General features: G+C 61.8%; 11 protein-coding genes and 2 tRNA genes. 10 read left to right on the top strand and 3 right to left on the bottom strand.

Annotation, left to right across the window (positions count from 1 at the left end; genetic code table 11):
* Positions 1–213: 213 nt before the first annotated feature.
* Positions 214–1,407, top strand: a complete 1,194-nt coding sequence (locus Q0602_RS19240; RefSeq protein ID WP_298846830.1) for an MFS transporter — start codon at positions 214–216, stop codon at positions 1,405–1,407.
* 107 nt (positions 1,408–1,514) lie between these two features.
* On the opposite strand, the gene Q0602_RS19235 is transcribed toward Q0602_RS19240, so the two are convergent.
* On the bottom strand, positions 1,515–1,715 hold the full coding sequence (locus Q0602_RS19235) for a hypothetical protein (protein ID WP_298846827.1): 201 nt from the start codon (positions 1,713–1,715) through the stop codon (positions 1,515–1,517).
* Positions 1,716–1,882: 167 nt separating this feature from the next.
* On the bottom strand, positions 1,883–2,491 hold the full coding sequence (locus Q0602_RS19230) for a helix-turn-helix transcriptional regulator (protein WP_295039577.1): 609 nt from the start codon (positions 2,489–2,491) through the stop codon (positions 1,883–1,885).
* 287 nt (positions 2,492–2,778) lie between these two features.
* Between Q0602_RS19230 and gltX the strand changes: the two genes are divergently transcribed.
* From gltX to Q0602_RS19215, 3 genes are all read left to right on the top strand, one after another.
* The gene (gene gltX, locus Q0602_RS19225; protein ID WP_298846823.1) at positions 2,779–4,257 is read left to right on the top strand and encodes a glutamate--tRNA ligase; all 1,479 of its coding nucleotides are present in this window, start codon (positions 2,779–2,781) and stop codon (positions 4,255–4,257) included.
* A gap of 99 nt (positions 4,258–4,356) precedes the next feature.
* Positions 4,357–4,432 (top strand) — tRNA-Ala (locus Q0602_RS19220).
* A gap of 29 nt (positions 4,433–4,461) precedes the next feature.
* Positions 4,462–4,537: transfer RNA gene (locus tag Q0602_RS19215), tRNA-Glu, on the top strand.
* Positions 4,538–4,920: 383 nt separating this feature from the next.
* Here Q0602_RS19215 and gltA read toward each other — a convergent pair.
* Positions 4,921–6,207 carry a citrate synthase gene (gene gltA, locus Q0602_RS19210; RefSeq protein WP_298846820.1) on the bottom strand — a complete coding sequence of 429 codons (1,287 nt, stop codon included), beginning with the start codon at positions 6,205–6,207 and terminating at the stop codon, positions 4,921–4,923.
* 496 nt (positions 6,208–6,703) lie between these two features.
* Here gltA and sdhC point away from each other — a divergent pair, with 496 nt between their 5' ends.
* From sdhC to odhB, 6 genes are all read left to right on the top strand, one after another.
* Positions 6,704–7,081, top strand: coding sequence for a succinate dehydrogenase, cytochrome b556 subunit (gene sdhC, locus Q0602_RS19205; RefSeq protein WP_295039603.1), 378 nt, complete (start codon positions 6,704–6,706; stop codon positions 7,079–7,081).
* Positions 7,075–7,422: a succinate dehydrogenase, hydrophobic membrane anchor protein gene (gene sdhD / locus Q0602_RS19200; RefSeq protein ID WP_075562585.1), complete on the top strand. Its 348-nt coding sequence runs from the start codon at positions 7,075–7,077 to the stop codon at positions 7,420–7,422. The genes sdhC and sdhD overlap by 7 nt, the downstream gene beginning before the upstream one ends.
* A 3-nt stretch (positions 7,423–7,425) precedes the next feature.
* On the top strand, positions 7,426–9,198 hold the full coding sequence (sdhA, locus tag Q0602_RS19195; RefSeq protein ID WP_298846815.1) for a succinate dehydrogenase flavoprotein subunit: 1,773 nt from the start codon (positions 7,426–7,428) through the stop codon (positions 9,196–9,198).
* A gap of 14 nt (positions 9,199–9,212) precedes the next feature.
* On the top strand, positions 9,213–9,923 hold the full coding sequence (locus Q0602_RS19190; protein WP_295039607.1) for a succinate dehydrogenase iron-sulfur subunit: 711 nt from the start codon (positions 9,213–9,215) through the stop codon (positions 9,921–9,923).
* A 257-nt stretch (positions 9,924–10,180) separates the two neighbouring features.
* Positions 10,181–13,012: a 2-oxoglutarate dehydrogenase E1 component gene (locus Q0602_RS19185; RefSeq protein ID WP_295039609.1), complete on the top strand. Its 2,832-nt coding sequence runs from the start codon at positions 10,181–10,183 to the stop codon at positions 13,010–13,012.
* A 51-nt stretch (positions 13,013–13,063) separates the two neighbouring features.
* Positions 13,064–14,641, top strand: coding sequence for a 2-oxoglutarate dehydrogenase complex dihydrolipoyllysine-residue succinyltransferase (gene odhB, locus Q0602_RS19180; protein ID WP_298846811.1), 1,578 nt, complete (start codon positions 13,064–13,066; stop codon positions 14,639–14,641).
* Positions 14,642–14,704: the final 63 nt, after the last annotated feature.

The following is a 14,704-nucleotide window of genomic DNA, read 5'->3' as shown; positions in this document are numbered from 1 at the left end:
TTCAAGTTTCATACAAACGTTCGGCTTTGGACATCGAAAGCTCAACGTATTGCTGCCAGGACGCAATCTCGGCGCTTCCTCTTTCTGCCAGCTGGGTACCGATTCCGGATTGGCCGCCGGGCCATCGAAAATATTGCCGGGCAGCGGTTCCCATACCGCTGGCTGACGTGAATAATTGCAGCCAATCTTGTTCGACTAAAGTAGGAGATGCTCGTGGCCGATGATCACTCGACCGGGGCTATCAAGCCCTCCCGGCGACATGCGCTGTTGATAGAGATGGCGCTTGCCGTGGGCGGGTTCGCCATTGGCGTTGGCGAGTTCACCATCATGGGGCTGATGCCGGACGTGGCCAGGGCGTTGAGCATCTCGGAGCCGCAGGTGGGTAACGTCATCAGCGCTTACGCGCTGGGTGTCGTCGTGGGCGCGCCGCTGATCGCCGTCATGGGGGCCCACTTCTATCGCCGTCATCTTCTGCTGATGCTGATGGCTTTCTTCGCTCTCGGCAATATCGCCAGCGCCTTGGCGCTCGACTATCACACCTTGATGATCTTTCGCTTCATCTCCGGACTGCCGCACGGCGCCTATTTCGGCGTCGCCTCCCTGGTCGCGGCATCGCTCGTTCCCCCGCACAAGCGCGCGCAGGCGGTGAGCCGGGTCATGTCCGGCCTGACCATCGCCATGCTGGCAGGCAACCCGCTAGCCACCTGGCTGAGCCAGATGATGAGTTGGCGCCTGGCCTTTGCGCTGGTGGGTGGCATCGCCGTCTTGACGGTCGTCCTGGTGTTCATCTATCTGCCGTTGAACCGACAGGAGAAGCGCAATAGTCCGGCGCAGGAGCTGACGGCACTCAAGCGCTCGCAAGTCTGGTTGACGCTGGGTGTGGGTGCCATCGGCTTCGCCGGCATGTTCTGCGTCTTCAGCTATCTGGCGCCGGTCCTCGTCAACGTGACGCAGGTATCGCCGTACTGGATTCCCGTGGCCCAGGCGGCGTTTGGCGCCGGTGCCATCGTCGGCAATATCGTCGGCGGAAAATTGTACGATCGCATGCAGCTCAAGGGCGTCGGCTGGTTGCTGGTCTGGTGCATCGTCATCCTGCTGCTCTTTCCGCTGGCCGCGCAGTCGCTGTGGTCGATACTGCCGATCTGTGTGGCGATCGGTACCATGGTATCGCTCTCACCGGCACTGCAGACACGCCTGATGGATGTGGCGGCGGATGCCCAGACGCTGGCCGCCGCTTCGAACCACGCTGCCTTCAACGTGGCCAATGCGCTGGGGCCATGGCTCGGCGGCATGGCCATCGGCGCAGGACTGGGGTGGACCGCGACTGGCTATGTGGGGGCGGCGGCGGCGGCAGGGGGGTTGGTCGTGTTCTTCTTCGCCTATCGGCAGCAGCGCCGGTACGGTTGAGTCCGGCAGGGCCGAGTCGACCGACTAGATCGGAAGGAGGCCTGGCCGCCTGTCTCAGGCCTCCGGAGCAGTTCCCGCAGGTGGGGTGTCAAGAGTCGGTGCGAGGGTCAGACGGTCTCGACGGTAGTGGAAGCGGAGCCGGGAACGGCGACGTAGGCATCCTCACTGGGGCAGCGCTCGCACTTGATGCTGACCGCCATTTGCTCTTCGGCGTCAGAACTGGCCAGCGTCAGCGGCTGCTCGTGGCCACAGGCGCGACAGCACGCCATCAACGAACTCTCGGATTTTGTCACCGTAAACATTTCCATCGGGTTCTCCTTCACCGTGATGTCTGGTCCTTACCCACTCCTCTACCCGTGGCGTACGGGGCAAGAGGCGTTAGACGATAGTCTGATGTCAACTGTATAGCCGAGCGCCGGAAATGCAAGGTCTGACGGGCCTGGGGCTCACCGTGTCGGCGCCGGCGAGCCGGCCGTCATTGACGGCTCCAGCGTGCCCTGACGTAGCCGACGATGCGAAACGGCGGATGACGAACGCTCTCCACGGTCACGCCGTGAAGCTGCTCTCCGCTGACCCGCATTCTGCCGGAGGCCAGGTGTTCGAGGTACTGAATCTGCAGGATCCCTTCCCGTTCGAGCAGATAAAGGCCGTCCTGCTGGAACTTGTCGCACGCCACGATGGCAGCCAGATCGCCCTCGAACAAGAAATCGAACGATTCGTTTTCCGCAGGCGTCACCAGATGACAGTCCTGGGTCAGCATCTGCAGCGTGGACATGGCGTCCGGCTCCGGCCCCTGCTGCTCCCAGGGAGCCGCCAGATGCGAATGGAGGCTCATGACGGCTCTACCCGACGCCTGGGAGCCGACCGCCATGGCGCTGAGAGAGTCATCATCGAGCAGCTGTTTGATCGAACAGTTCAGCGCCGACGTGAGGGCCACGAGACGCTCATGCCCGATCTGCTTGATGGTGCCTGACTCCCAGTAGGAAATCGTGACGTCAGAGACGCCCACTCGTCTCGCCAGTGCGGCCTTGCTCATGCCTGCCTGGAGGCGGAGTTGTTTGATTCGTGGTCCTAACCCGTCCATCCATGAATCTCGCCTGCGTATTGGTGCTGTGAGGATATCCACTCAATGCCGAAGTATGTTTCGGGTTGCGAGCTTGTTGTCATATGTTTGTCTAGTTTTTCGGACAGAGCGTTGGGCCAGCGGCGCGAATCGTCAAGGCGCAAATTCAACGCGCCGGCGCGTCCCCGGGCTGCCGACGATCTTCCTCTGGGGGCCGCTCCCGACCTCCTGAATGGGCAGCAAGCGCTGCAGCCACCCCTCGGGAAGGCGTACAATCACGTGGCTCGTTCATCAACGGAATGGAATTCATGACGGTACGCACGCGCATCGCGCCTTCGCCCACCGGCGACCCGCACGTCGGGACGGCCTATATCGCACTCTTCAATCTCTGCTTCGCTCGCCTGCATGGCGGGCAGTTCGTCTTGCGAATCGAGGATACCGATCGTCAGCGCTCCACTGCCGAATCGGAGAACATGATTCTCGACTCCCTGCGCTGGCTGGGTCTGGATTGGGACGAAGGGCCGGATGTCGGTGGCCCTCATGGCCCTTATCGACAGAGTGAGCGCGGCGCCATCTATGCCCAGCACGCCGAACGCCTGCTCGAGAGCGGGCACGCTTTCAAGTGCTACCGCACCAGCGAAGAGCTGGACGCACTCCGTGAAGAGCGAAGGGCGGCAGGGTTGCATCTTGCGTTGAAACCGCGAGATCTGGCGCTGGATCCGGACGAGCAGCGCAAACGGGAAGCGGGGGGCTATCCCTACGTCATCCGCATGCAGGTGCCTTCCGAGGGTGTCTGTGTCGTCCAGGACATGCTTCGCGGGGAGATAGAGGTCGATTGGGCGCAAGTCGATGCGCAGATCCTGATGAAGTCGGACGGAATGCCGACCTACCACCTGGCCAATGTGGTCGACGACCACTTGATGGGGATCACTCATGTCCTCAGGGGCGAGGAGTGGATCAACTCCGCGCCCAAGCATCAATTGCTGTACGAATATTTCGGCTGGCCGATGCCGCAACTGTGCCACATGCCGCTGCTGCGCAACCCGGACAAGTCGAAGTTGTCCAAGCGCAAGAACCCGACGTCGATCAACTACTACCGCCGGATGGGATTTCTACCCCAGGCGGTCACCAACTATCTTGGGCGGATGGGTTGGTCGATGCCGGACGAGCGCGAGAAATTCACTCTCGAAGAGATGATGGCTCACTTCGACCTGCAGCGGGTCTCGCTGGGTGGTCCGGTTTTCGAGCTCGACAAGCTGAGCTGGCTCAACGGCGTCTATATACGCGAGGACCTGGATGACGCGGCGCTGCTGCAGGCGCTGCGCGAGTGGGCGTTCAACGAGGCCTACGTCGGGCAGATCCTGCCGCAGATTCGGCCCAGAATCACCACGCTCTCCGAAGCGATGCCGTTGGCCGGCCATTTCTTTGCCGGCCTGCCCGAGATCAGCGAAAAGAGCTTCGATGGCGTCACTCTGGAACGCGACACGCTGGTGGCGCTGCTGCAGTTTCTGGTATGGCGGCTGGAAACCATCCCGCGGTGGGAGAAAGAGGAACTGCTGGACCAGGTCAAGCTGCTCGCGGGGCACTTCGAACTGAAGATGAAAGCGTTTCTGGCTCCCGTGTTCATCGCGGTGACGGGCAGTGCCCATTCGACGTCGGTGCTCGATGCGATGACGATTCTGGGTTCGGATGTGACGCGGGCTCGCCTTCGGCATGCGATCGAGGTACTCGGCGGTGTTTCCAAGAAACAGGCCAAGCGCCTGGAGAAGCAGTATCGAGAGCTGTAACTCGATATGAGTGCCGTCCCCGGCAGCGCCTCGGATTTTTTTGTGTAAAGCGTTGACTTATCAGTGGGATGGCCGTATATTTCGCCCCGTTCTTGGAACGGGGCCTTAGCTCAGCTGGGAGAGCGCGACACTGGCAGTGTCGAGGTCAGCGGTTCGATCCCGCTAGGCTCCACCACAAGAACCGACTTGCGAGTCGTTTTCAGCGTCCCATTCGTCTAGTGGTCCAGGACACCGCCCTTTCACGGCGGTAACAGGGGTTCGAACCCCCTATGGGACGCCACTTCTTCTCCCGCTTTCCTCCTTCCGATATCCAGCTTCGTCGATTCTTGCGGCTGTTGATAACTGTTCGGTATCGATCTCTCCAGGCTTGACATTCTGCTGGCTTTTCCACCGTGCAGGTTCTCTGCTCCCTTGACGCCGCTAACTTACTGAAAATAGGTAAATGAAATTTTTATCTATTTAAATCAACAGGTTAGAAGTGGTTAAAATTTAAGCAATCTGTTGTCAGCGCGCTTCTGGAGGCGGTTTGGTGACATTATCGAGGGGTTTTGAACAGGCTTATCCACAGGAAGTGTGGAAATCTCCGTGGAGGCGCAGGCCTGGCGAAAAAAAGCCGCCGGCAGTCGCCGGCGGCTTCATGGTTGGCTCCCTGCAAGCTGGCGGCTACTGCTTCGGGTAATCGCGCTTGTCGTAGCCGGTGTAGAGCTGGCGGGGGCGGCTGATCCGGTAGCCGTTGGTGATCATCTCGTTCCAGTGGGAAATCCAGCCAACGGTTCGCGCCATGGCAAAGATGACGGTGAACATGTTGGTCGGAATGCCGATCGCCTTGAGAATGATCCCGGAGTAGAAATCGACGTTGGGGTATAGCTTGCGCTCGATGAAATACTCATCCTCCAGCGCTATCTGCTCGAGTCGCTTGGCGATCTGCAGTTGTGCGTCGTCGCCGATTCCCAGCTCTCCCAGCACCTCGTCGCAGGTCTCCTTCATCACCTTGGCGCGCGGATCGAAGTTGCGGTAGACCCGGTGGCCGAACCCCATCAGCTTGAACGGGTCGTCCTTGTCCTTGGCCTTGTCGATGAAGCGCTGGATGTTCTCTTCCGAGTCGTCGCCGATCTCGTCCAGCATCGCCAGTACCGCCTCGTTGGCGCCGCCATGTGCCGGCCCCCAGAGTGCGGCGATGCCGGCGCTGATGCAGGCGAAGGGGTTGGCGCCGGTGGAGCCGGCCAGGCGCACGGTGGAGGTCGAAGCGTTCTGCTCGTGATCGGCGTGCAGCATGAAGATTCGATCCATCGCCTTGGCGATGACCGGATTGACCTCGTAGCTCTCGCAGGGATTGCCGAACATCATGTGCAGGAAGTTTTCGGAGTAATTGAGGTCGTTGCGCGGGTACATGAACGGCTGGCCGATGTTGTACTTGTGGCACATCGCCGCCAGCGTCGGCATCTTGGCGATCAGGCGAATGGCGCTGACGTGGCGTTGATCGGCCTGGGTGATGTCGAGATTGTCGTGATAGAAGGCGGCCAGGCCACCGACCACGCCGCAGAGGACGGCCATGGGGTGGGCGTCACGCCGAAACCCCTTGTAGAAGTTGACGATCTGCTCGTGGACCATGGTGTGACGACCGATGGTGTCGCTGAACTTCTCGTACTCCTCGGGAGAGGGGAGTTCGCCGAACATCAGCAGATAGCACAGCTCCACGTAGTTGGAGTTATGGGCCAGCTGCTCGATCGGGTAGCCGCGGTGGAGCAGCGTGCCGGCGGCGCCATCGATGTAGGTAATGCCGGATTCGCACGAGGCGGTAGCGACGAAGCCAGGATCGTAGGTGAACAGGCCTTCTGCGGTCAGGCTGCGGACGTCGATGACATCGGGGCCGATGGTGCCGGCATATACCGGCAGCTCGATGGCGTTGTCGACACCATCGACCGATAGTTTCGCTTTTCTGTCAGCCATGTTGGCCTCCTTTATCGTGACATAAGTCTTTGTCTTTACTGCCGTGCGGGCGAAAAATAGTTTGCCCACTATAGATTTCCGCGGGGGATTGTCAATTCGCCTAGGTCGCCTTGACACCGTGGTTGCGGCGTTTGTCCCGGATTCTGGGAAGGTGGCGGAGTGCCGGGGACAATGATGTGATCCGTGGCCTTTCGGGCCGAGTCGCCATCATACCCATCGAGTGGGGCGGGCCGACAGCGACAAAATAAATTTCATGGACTGTCGACAACCCGGAAGCCAGCGGCGGCGGGCCCGGTGGGGCATTTTCCCTGTCAATGGCGTGTGTGGTGATTTGTCATACCGTTACCCAAACCCTATAATCTGCAACCGCACGATATGGCATCGTCAGCCGGTTTGGGCCGCATCGGAACTGCATCTTGCGACCGTGATCCAGCTTCTAAAAACCACCGCCCTGAACGGGCACGACCCGTTTGGGTTAAGAGAGTGTTTAAGAGCCGTGAATAGCAAACGTCCAGTAAACCTCGACCTGTCCACCATCCATTTTCCACTTCCCGCACTCACCTCTATCGCACATCGCATCACCGGCGTCATCCTTTTCGTCGGGCTGATCTTCGGCTTCTGGGCGCTGGACGCTTCGCTGTCTTCTCCCGAGGGGTTCGAGTCGGTGCGTAGTGCCCTGGCGCACAACGTGCTGGTGAAGCTGATTGCCTGGGGCCTGCTGTCGGCGCTCGGCTTCCACTTCGTTGCGGGGATCAAGCACCTGCTGATGGACACCGGCTACGGTGTCGATCTCGAGGGTGGCAATCGCAAGGCGCAGATCACCGTCGTGATCAGTGCCGTTCTGGTGGTTCTGGCAGGAGTCTGGGTATGGTAACCAACATCACGAACCTCGGCCGCAGCGGCTTGTCCGACTGGCTGATCCAGCGTGTCTCCGCCGTGGTGCTGGCGCTTTATGCACTGTTTGTCGTGGCTTATCTGCTGTTTCATCCGAACCTGGACTACGCCACCTGGAGTGGACTGTTCGCCCAGACCTGGATGCGCATCTTCTCCTTGCTGGCCTTCATTTCCATGGCCGCTCACGCCTGGGTCGGTCTGTGGACGGTATCCACCGACTATCTCAAGCACACCGGTGTTCGCTTCGGCTTCCAGGCCGTCGTGATTCTTGCCATCTTCGTTTTTCTGGTGTGGGGCGTTCAAGTCCTCTGGGGAGCCTGATCCATGTCAACCATGCGTAACCTGAGTTTTGACGCCATCATCATCGGTGGTGGCGGTTCCGGCCTGCGAGCGGCGCTCGAACTGGCCAAGTCCGGCAAGAAGACCGCGGTCCTGTCCAAGGTTTTCCCGACCCGTTCCCACACCGTTTCCGCGCAGGGCGGCATTACCTGTGCCATCGCTTCCGCTGATCCCAATGACGACTGGCGCTGGCACATGTACGACACGGTCAAGGGCGGCGACTACATCGCCGACCAGGACGCAGCGGAGTATCTCTGCTCCGAGGGACCCAAGGCGGTGTTCGAGCTCGAGCACATGGGGTTGCCGTTCTCGCGTTTCGACAACGGCCGGATCTACCAGCGTCCGTTCGGCGGTCAGTCCAAGGATTTCGGCAAGGGCGGGCAGGCCGCGCGGACCTGCGCCGCCGCCGACCGTACCGGGCATGCGCTGCTGCACACGCTCTATCAGAACAACCTGAAGAACAACACGGTCTTTCTCGACGAGTGGTACGCCATCGATCTGGTGAAGAACGCCAACGGCGATGTCGTCGGCTGCATCGCGCTGTGCATCGAGACCGGTGAAATCGTTCACGTCAAATCCAAGGCGACCGTGCTGGCGACCGGCGGGGCGGGTCGTATCTACGCCTCGACCACCAATGCCCTGATCAATACCGGCGACGGTATCGGGATGGCGCTGCGCGCCGGCTTCCCGATGCAGGACATGGAGATGTGGCAGTTCCACCCGACCGGCATCTATGGCGCCGGCACGCTGGTCACCGAAGGATGTCGCGGTGAAGGCGGCTACCTGATCAACAAGGACGGCGAACGGTTCATGGAGCGCTATGCGCCCAATGCCAAGGATCTGGCCGGCCGCGACGTAGTCGCCCGCTCCATGGTCATGGAAGTGCTGGAAGGGCGCGGCTGCGGTGAAAATGGCGACCACGTCATGCTGAAGCTCGATCATCTGGGCGAAGAGGTGTTGATGAAGCGCCTGCCCGGTATCGTCGAGCTCTCCAAGACGTTCGCCCATGTCGATCCGGTCAAGGAGCCGATCCCGGTCACGCCGACCTGCCACTACATGATGGGCGGGATCCCGACCAACGTGCACGGCCAGGCCATCACCCAGGATGGCGACGGCAACGACCGGATCGTCAACGGTCTGTTCGCCTGTGGCGAGGCGGCCTGCGTCTCGGTTCACGGCGCCAATCGCCTGGGGGGCAACTCGCTGCTCGATCTGGTGGTGTTTGGCCGGGCTGCCGGGATCTATATCGACCAGGCGCTCAGCGAGGGTATCGACTATCTCGACGCCTCCGCCTCGGACATCGAGCGTGCGACCAGCCGGTTGGCACGCTGGAACGAGTCCAGTGGCGGCGAGTCCGTCCCCGAACTCAAGGCCGAGCTGCAGAACACCATGCAGAACGCCTTCGGTGTCTTCCGCCAGGAAGACAACATGCAGGAAGGGGTCAAGAAGCTGGCGGAGCTGCGCGAGCGTATCGGACAGGCCCACCTGGGCGACAAGTCCGACGTCTTCAATACGGCGCGTGTCGAGGCGCTGGAACTCGACAACCTGCTGGAGGTGGCCGAGGCCACCGCGATCGCGGCGCTCGATCGCAAGGAGAGCCGCGGCGCTCACTCGCGCTACGACTATCCGGATCGCGACGACGTCAACTGGCTCAAGCACTCGCTCTTCCATCCGGGCGACAAGACCGTGACCAAGCGTGACGTCAATTTCACGCCGAAGACGGTCGATACTTTCGAGCCGAAAGTCCGTACCTACTAAGGGGGTTGTCAACGATGTCCAATCTTCAGGTTTCCGTTTACCGCTACAACCCTGAGACCGATTCCGCGCCCTATATGCAGGAGTTTCAGGTCGATACCCAGGGGCGCGATCTGATGGTTCTCAACGTGCTGACCATGATCAAGGATCAGGACAGCTCACTGGCTTTCCGTCGCAGTTGCCGAGAGGGCGTCTGCGGCTCCGACGGCATGAACATGAACGGCACCAATGGCCTGGCCTGCATCACGCCGCTGTCGGACGTGGCCAAGGACAACAAGCTGGTGCTGCGCCCGCTGCCGGGCCTGCCGGTCATGCGCGACCTGGTGGTCGACATGGGTCTGTTCTACAAGCAGTACGAGCGCATGCAGCCGTATCTGCAGAACGACACGACGGCGCCGGCGATCGAGCGTCTCCAGTCTCCGGAAGAGCGCGACAAGCTGGATGGCCTGTACGAATGCATCCTGTGCGCCTGCTGCTCGACCTCCTGCCCGTCTTTCTGGTGGAACCCGGACAAGTTCGTCGGTCCCGCCGGCCTGCTGCAGGCCTATCGCTTCCTGGCGGATTCGCGGGACAACGCCACCCAGGCGCGTCTGGCCGAGCTGGAAGACCCGTTCAGCCTGTTCCGGTGCCGCGGCATCATGAACTGCGTCGCGGTCTGTCCGAAAGGGCTGAATCCGACCCGGGCCATCGGGAAAATTCGCGAAATGCTGTTGTCCAACGCGACCTGATCGTCAAAGGCGGCATCTACGACTTAAATCGTAGCGCTGGGCTTGTTATCATGTCGCCACGCTACCGGCTGCGGCGCGATGTCGCAGCCGGTCAGAGCTCAAGATGTCAGCCGGTGCCTCGTGCACCGGCTTTTAACGATCATGAAGACGCCTTGAATGGCATGGTCGTTGGCCGTCTCGCGACGGTTCCGGAGTGACGCCGAGGCGCAGCTGCGACCGGCGCCGACAACACCCCATCAGTGTAGGGTGAACGAGAGATGCAAGAAGGCATAATGGAGTTGATGTGGCGCACTTCCCACATGAGCGGCGGCAACGCCCACTATGTGGAAGCGCTCTACGAGCAGTACCTGAATGATCCCGCGACCGTTCCCGATGAGTGGCGCCAAGCTTTCGAACAGTTGCCACGCCTGGAAGGCTCTCCCTCCCAAGACGTCCCCCTCAGTCCCATCCGGGAACAGTTCTATCAGCTGGCGCGTGAGCGCCGCGCCCCGGCGACCGCCGCCACCGGCAGCAGCGAGAACCGCAAGCAGGTCAAGGTTCTCCAACTGATCAACGCGTATCGCTTCCGCGGCCACCAGCGCGCGAACATCGACCCGCTCGGTCTGCGCAAGCCCGACACGGTTCCCGATCTCGACCTCTCCTTCCACGATTTGACCCAAGCCGACATGAACACCGAGTTCCAGACCGGTTCGTTCTTTCTGGGCAAGGAAGAGGCGTCACTCAAGGAGATCGTCGAGGCGCTGGAGCAGACCTACTGCCGCTCGATCGGCTGCGAGTTCATGCACATCGTCAACACCGAGGAGAAGCGCTGGTTGCAGCAGCGTTTCGAGTCGGTGCGTTCCAAGCCGAAATACAGTCAGAGCGAACGCCAACATCTGCTGGAGCGCCTGACCGCGGCGGAGGGGCTGGAGAGCTATCTCGCTTCCAAGTACCCGGGTACCAAGCGGTTCGGTCTGGAGGGGGGCGAATCCTTCATCCCGATGATGGACGAGGTGATTCAGCGCAGCGGCAACTACGGCGTCAAGGAAGTGGTGATCGGCATGGCCCACCGCGGACGTCTCAACCTGCTGGTCAACATCCTCGGCAAGAGCCCGTCGGAACTGATCGACGAATTCGATGGCAAGAAGCAGATCGAACAGGGTTCCGGGGACGTCAAGTATCACCAGGGCTTCAGCTCCAATGTGATGACGCCCGGTGGCGAGGTCCACCTGGCACTGGCGTTCAACCCCTCGCACCTGGAGATCGTCTCTCCGGTGGTGGAAGGGTCCGTTCGGGCGCGTCAGGATCGCCGTCAGGACGGCGACGGCAAGCAGGTACTGCCGGTGGTGGTGCATGGCGATGCCGCCTTCGCCGGCCAGGGCGTGGTGATGGAAACCTTCCAGATGTCGCAGACCCGGGGCTACAAGACCGGCGGGACATTGCACATCGTGATCAACAACCAGGTCGGTTTCACCACCTCGCGTGCCGACGATGCGCGTTCGACGGAGTATTGCACCGATATCGCCAAGATGGTCCAGGCGCCGATTCTGCACGTCAATGGCGACGACCCGGAAGCGGTGCTCCATGCGACCCAGGTCGCCGTGGACTATCGCAACGAGTTCCAGCGCGACGTCGTCATCGACCTGGTCTGCTACCGTCGCCGTGGCCACAACGAGGCCGACGAGCCCTCCGGCACCCAGCCGTTGATGTATTCCAAGATCAAGTCCCACAAGTCGACGCGGACGCTCTACGTCGAGCAGCTGATCGAGGAAGGCGTGCTGGACGAGGACCAGGCCAAGCAGATGGGCGAGCAGTATCGCGACGATCTGCTGGCCGGGAACCATGTCGCCAACGCGCTGGTCAAGCAGCCCAACACCGGCCTGTTCGTCGATTGGACGCCGTACCTCGGTCACGAGTGGAGCGGAGACACCGACACCAGTTGCGATCTCGACCATCTGACCCAGTTGGCGCAGAAGATGAGCGAGATCCCCAACGGCATCGACGTCCAGCGTCAGGTCGCGCGGGTCTACGAGGAGCGGCGCAAGATGCTGGCCGGCAACCAGCCGCTCAACTGGGGCTTTGCCGAGACGCTGGCCTACGCCACCCTGGTCGATGCCGGCCATCCGGTGCGCCTGACCGGGCAGGATACCGGGCGGGGGACGTTCTCCCATCGCCATGCCGTGGTGCATAACCAGGCCGATGCCTCGACCTATGTCCCGCTGCAACATATCAAGGACGACCAGCCCGCCTTCGCCATCTACGACTCCTTCCTGTCGGAAGAGGCCGTCCTGGCGTTCGAATACGGCTACGCCACCACCGCGCCCAACTCGCTGATCATCTGGGAAGCCCAGTTCGGTGACTTCTTCAACGGCGCTCAGGTCGTGGTCGATCAGTTCATCTCCTCGGGCGAGTCGAAATGGGCGCGTCTGTGCGGCCTGACGCTGCTGCTGCCGCATGGCTACGAGGGGCAGGGGCCGGAGCACTCCTCCGCGCGCCTCGAGCGTTTCCTGCAGCTCTGTGCCGAGCACAACATGCAGGTCTGCGTGCCGACCACGCCGGCGCAGATCTTCCACCTGTTACGCCGTCAGGTGATCCGTCCGCTGCGCAAGCCGCTGGTGGTGATGTCTCCCAAGAGCCTGCTGCGCCACAAGGATGCGACCTCGACCATGGAAGAGCTGGCGGAAGGGCGCTTCCAGATGGTCATCCCCGACGTCGGCGAACGGGATCCTCAGCAGGTCAAACGGGCCGTGCTCTGCTCGGGCAAGGTCTACTACGATCTCGCGACCTACCGGTCCGAAAACGAGCGTGACGACACGGCAATCATTCGTGTCGAGCAGCTCTATCCGTTCCCCAAGGACGAGCTATGGGAAGCGCTCAAGACCTATCCGAACCTGGAACAGGTCGTCTGGTGTCAGGAAGAGCCGCTCAACCAGGGCGCCTGGTATCAGAGTCAGCACCATCTGCGCCTGGTGGCGGGCATGGTGCGCGAGGGATTGGATCACAGCCTCAAGTTCGCGGGTCGTCCGGCATCCGCCGCGCCAGCCGCGGGCTACATGTCTGTCCATGTGGCCCAACAGAGCCAGCTGGTCGACGACGCTTTCAACGCGTAAGGCGCCTTGCCGCTGAGACAGGCGCGAGAGAAAAGAGACTAAGGATACGACATGGCTACTGATATCAAAGCGCCGACTTTTCCCGAATCCGTTGCCGAGGGAACAGTCGCCACTTGGCACAAGAAAGTGGGCGACAGCGTCGAGCGCGATGAACTGATCGTCGAGATCGAGACCGACAAGGTCGTCCTCGAGGTGGTGGCGCCCGAGGCCGGTACGCTTTCCGAGATCAAGATCGAAGAGGGCGACACCTGCGAATCCGAGCAGGTGCTGGGCGTTCTCGGCGCGGCTTCGGAAGGCGGCAAGAGTGAAGAGAAGCCGGCCGCCGATGAGCAGTCGGAAGGCGAGGAAAAGTCGGGTAGCGAGAAGCCGGCGGCCAAGCCTGCCGCGTCCGGCAAGAGCTTCGAGGTCAAGGCGCCGAGCTTCCCCGAATCCGTGCAGGAAGGCACCGTCGCCAGTTGGACCAAGAAAGTCGGTGAAGCGGTCAAGCGCGACGAAGTGCTGGCCGAGATCGAGACCGACAAGGTCGTGCTCGAAGTCGTCGCCCCGGCCGACGGCGCGCTCTCCGAGATCAAGGTCGAGGAAGGCGAGGTGGTCGAATCCGAAGCGGTCCTGGCGCTCTTCTCCGAAGGCACGGGTGGGGAGGGCGATAGCGGCGCTTCCGCCGAATCCGCCGGCGACCAGGACGAGGCTCCCGCCGCCGACGGCGAGGAAGACGCCAAGGTGGACGGCAAGATCCTGGCCCCTGCCGCGCGCAAGCTGGCCGCCGAGAACGATCTCGACGTCAGCAAGATCGAGGGCACCGGCAAGGGCGGTCGGATATTGAAGGAAGACGTGCAGAAGGCGGTCAAGGACGGCTCGGCGAAGAAGTCCGCCAAGCCGGCTGCCGCCTCCGCACCGAAAGCGGCTGCGGCGCCGGCGGTCGAGGGCGAGCGTCCCGAGCAGCGCGTGCCGATGAGCCGTCTGCGCCAGACCATTGCCAAGCGCCTGGTCCAGGCTCAGCAGACTGCCGCCATGCTCACCACCTACAACGAGGTGGACATGAGCGCGGTGATGGCACTGCGCAGTGAATACAAGGACACCTTCCTCAAGGCGCACGACGTCAAGCTCGGCTTCATGGGCTTCTTCGTCAAGGCGGCGACCGAGGCGCTCAAGCGCTTCCCCGACGTCAATGCCTCCATCGACGGCACCGATATCGTCTACCACGGCTACCAGGATATCGGCGTCGCCGTCTCCACGCCGCGGGGGCTGGTGGTGCCGGTCCTGCGTGATACCGACAGCATGAAGCTGGCCGATGTCGAGAAGGCGATCGGCGATTTCGGCAAGCGCGGTCGCGAAGGCAAGCTCGGCATCGACGACATGCAGGGCGGCACCTTCACCATTACCAATGGCGGCATCTTCGGCTCGCTGATGTCGACGCCGATCCTGAATCCGCCGCAGACCGCGATCCTGGGCATGCACAAGATCCAGGAGCGCCCGATGGCGGTGAACGGCAAGGTCGAGATTCGCCCGATGATGTACCTCGCCGTCTCCTACGACCACCGCATGATCGACGGCAAGGACGCGGTTCAGTTCCTGGTGGCGATCAAGTCGCTGCTGGAAGACCCGGCGCGCCTGTTGCTGGATATCTGATGACCGGAGCCCGGACCTCTCGCGTCCGGGCCAGCGGATATTCGCACCGTCGCACACGAATTC

Source organism: uncultured Salinicola sp. (assembly GCF_937921195.1).
GTDB lineage: Bacteria > Pseudomonadota > Gammaproteobacteria > Pseudomonadales > Halomonadaceae > Salinicola.
This window is presented reverse-complemented; position numbering and strand designations above follow the sequence as displayed.

Bases quoted from the DNA above. Each gene is read 5' to 3' on its own strand.
- Q0602_RS19235 (WP_298846827.1), bottom strand. From the start codon at position 1,715: ATGGAAATGTTTACGGTGACAAAATCCGAGAGTTCGTTGATGGCGTGC.
- Q0602_RS19230 (WP_295039577.1), bottom strand. From the start codon at position 2,491: ATGGACGGGTTAGGACCACGAATCAAACAACTCCGCCTCCAGGCAGGC.
- gltX (WP_298846823.1), top strand. From the start codon at position 2,779: ATGACGGTACGCACGCGCATCGCGCCTTCGCCCACCGGCGACCCGCAC.
- gltA (WP_298846820.1), bottom strand. From the start codon at position 6,207: ATGGCTGACAGAAAAGCGAAACTATCGGTCGATGGTGTCGACAACGCC.
- sdhD (WP_075562585.1), top strand. From the start codon at position 7,075: ATGGTAACCAACATCACGAACCTCGGCCGCAGCGGCTTGTCCGACTGG.
- sdhA (WP_298846815.1), top strand. From the start codon at position 7,426: ATGTCAACCATGCGTAACCTGAGTTTTGACGCCATCATCATCGGTGGT.
- Q0602_RS19190 (WP_295039607.1), top strand. From the start codon at position 9,213: ATGTCCAATCTTCAGGTTTCCGTTTACCGCTACAACCCTGAGACCGAT.
- Q0602_RS19185 (WP_295039609.1), top strand. From the start codon at position 10,181: ATGCAAGAAGGCATAATGGAGTTGATGTGGCGCACTTCCCACATGAGC.
- odhB (WP_298846811.1), top strand. From the start codon at position 13,064: ATGGCTACTGATATCAAAGCGCCGACTTTTCCCGAATCCGTTGCCGAG.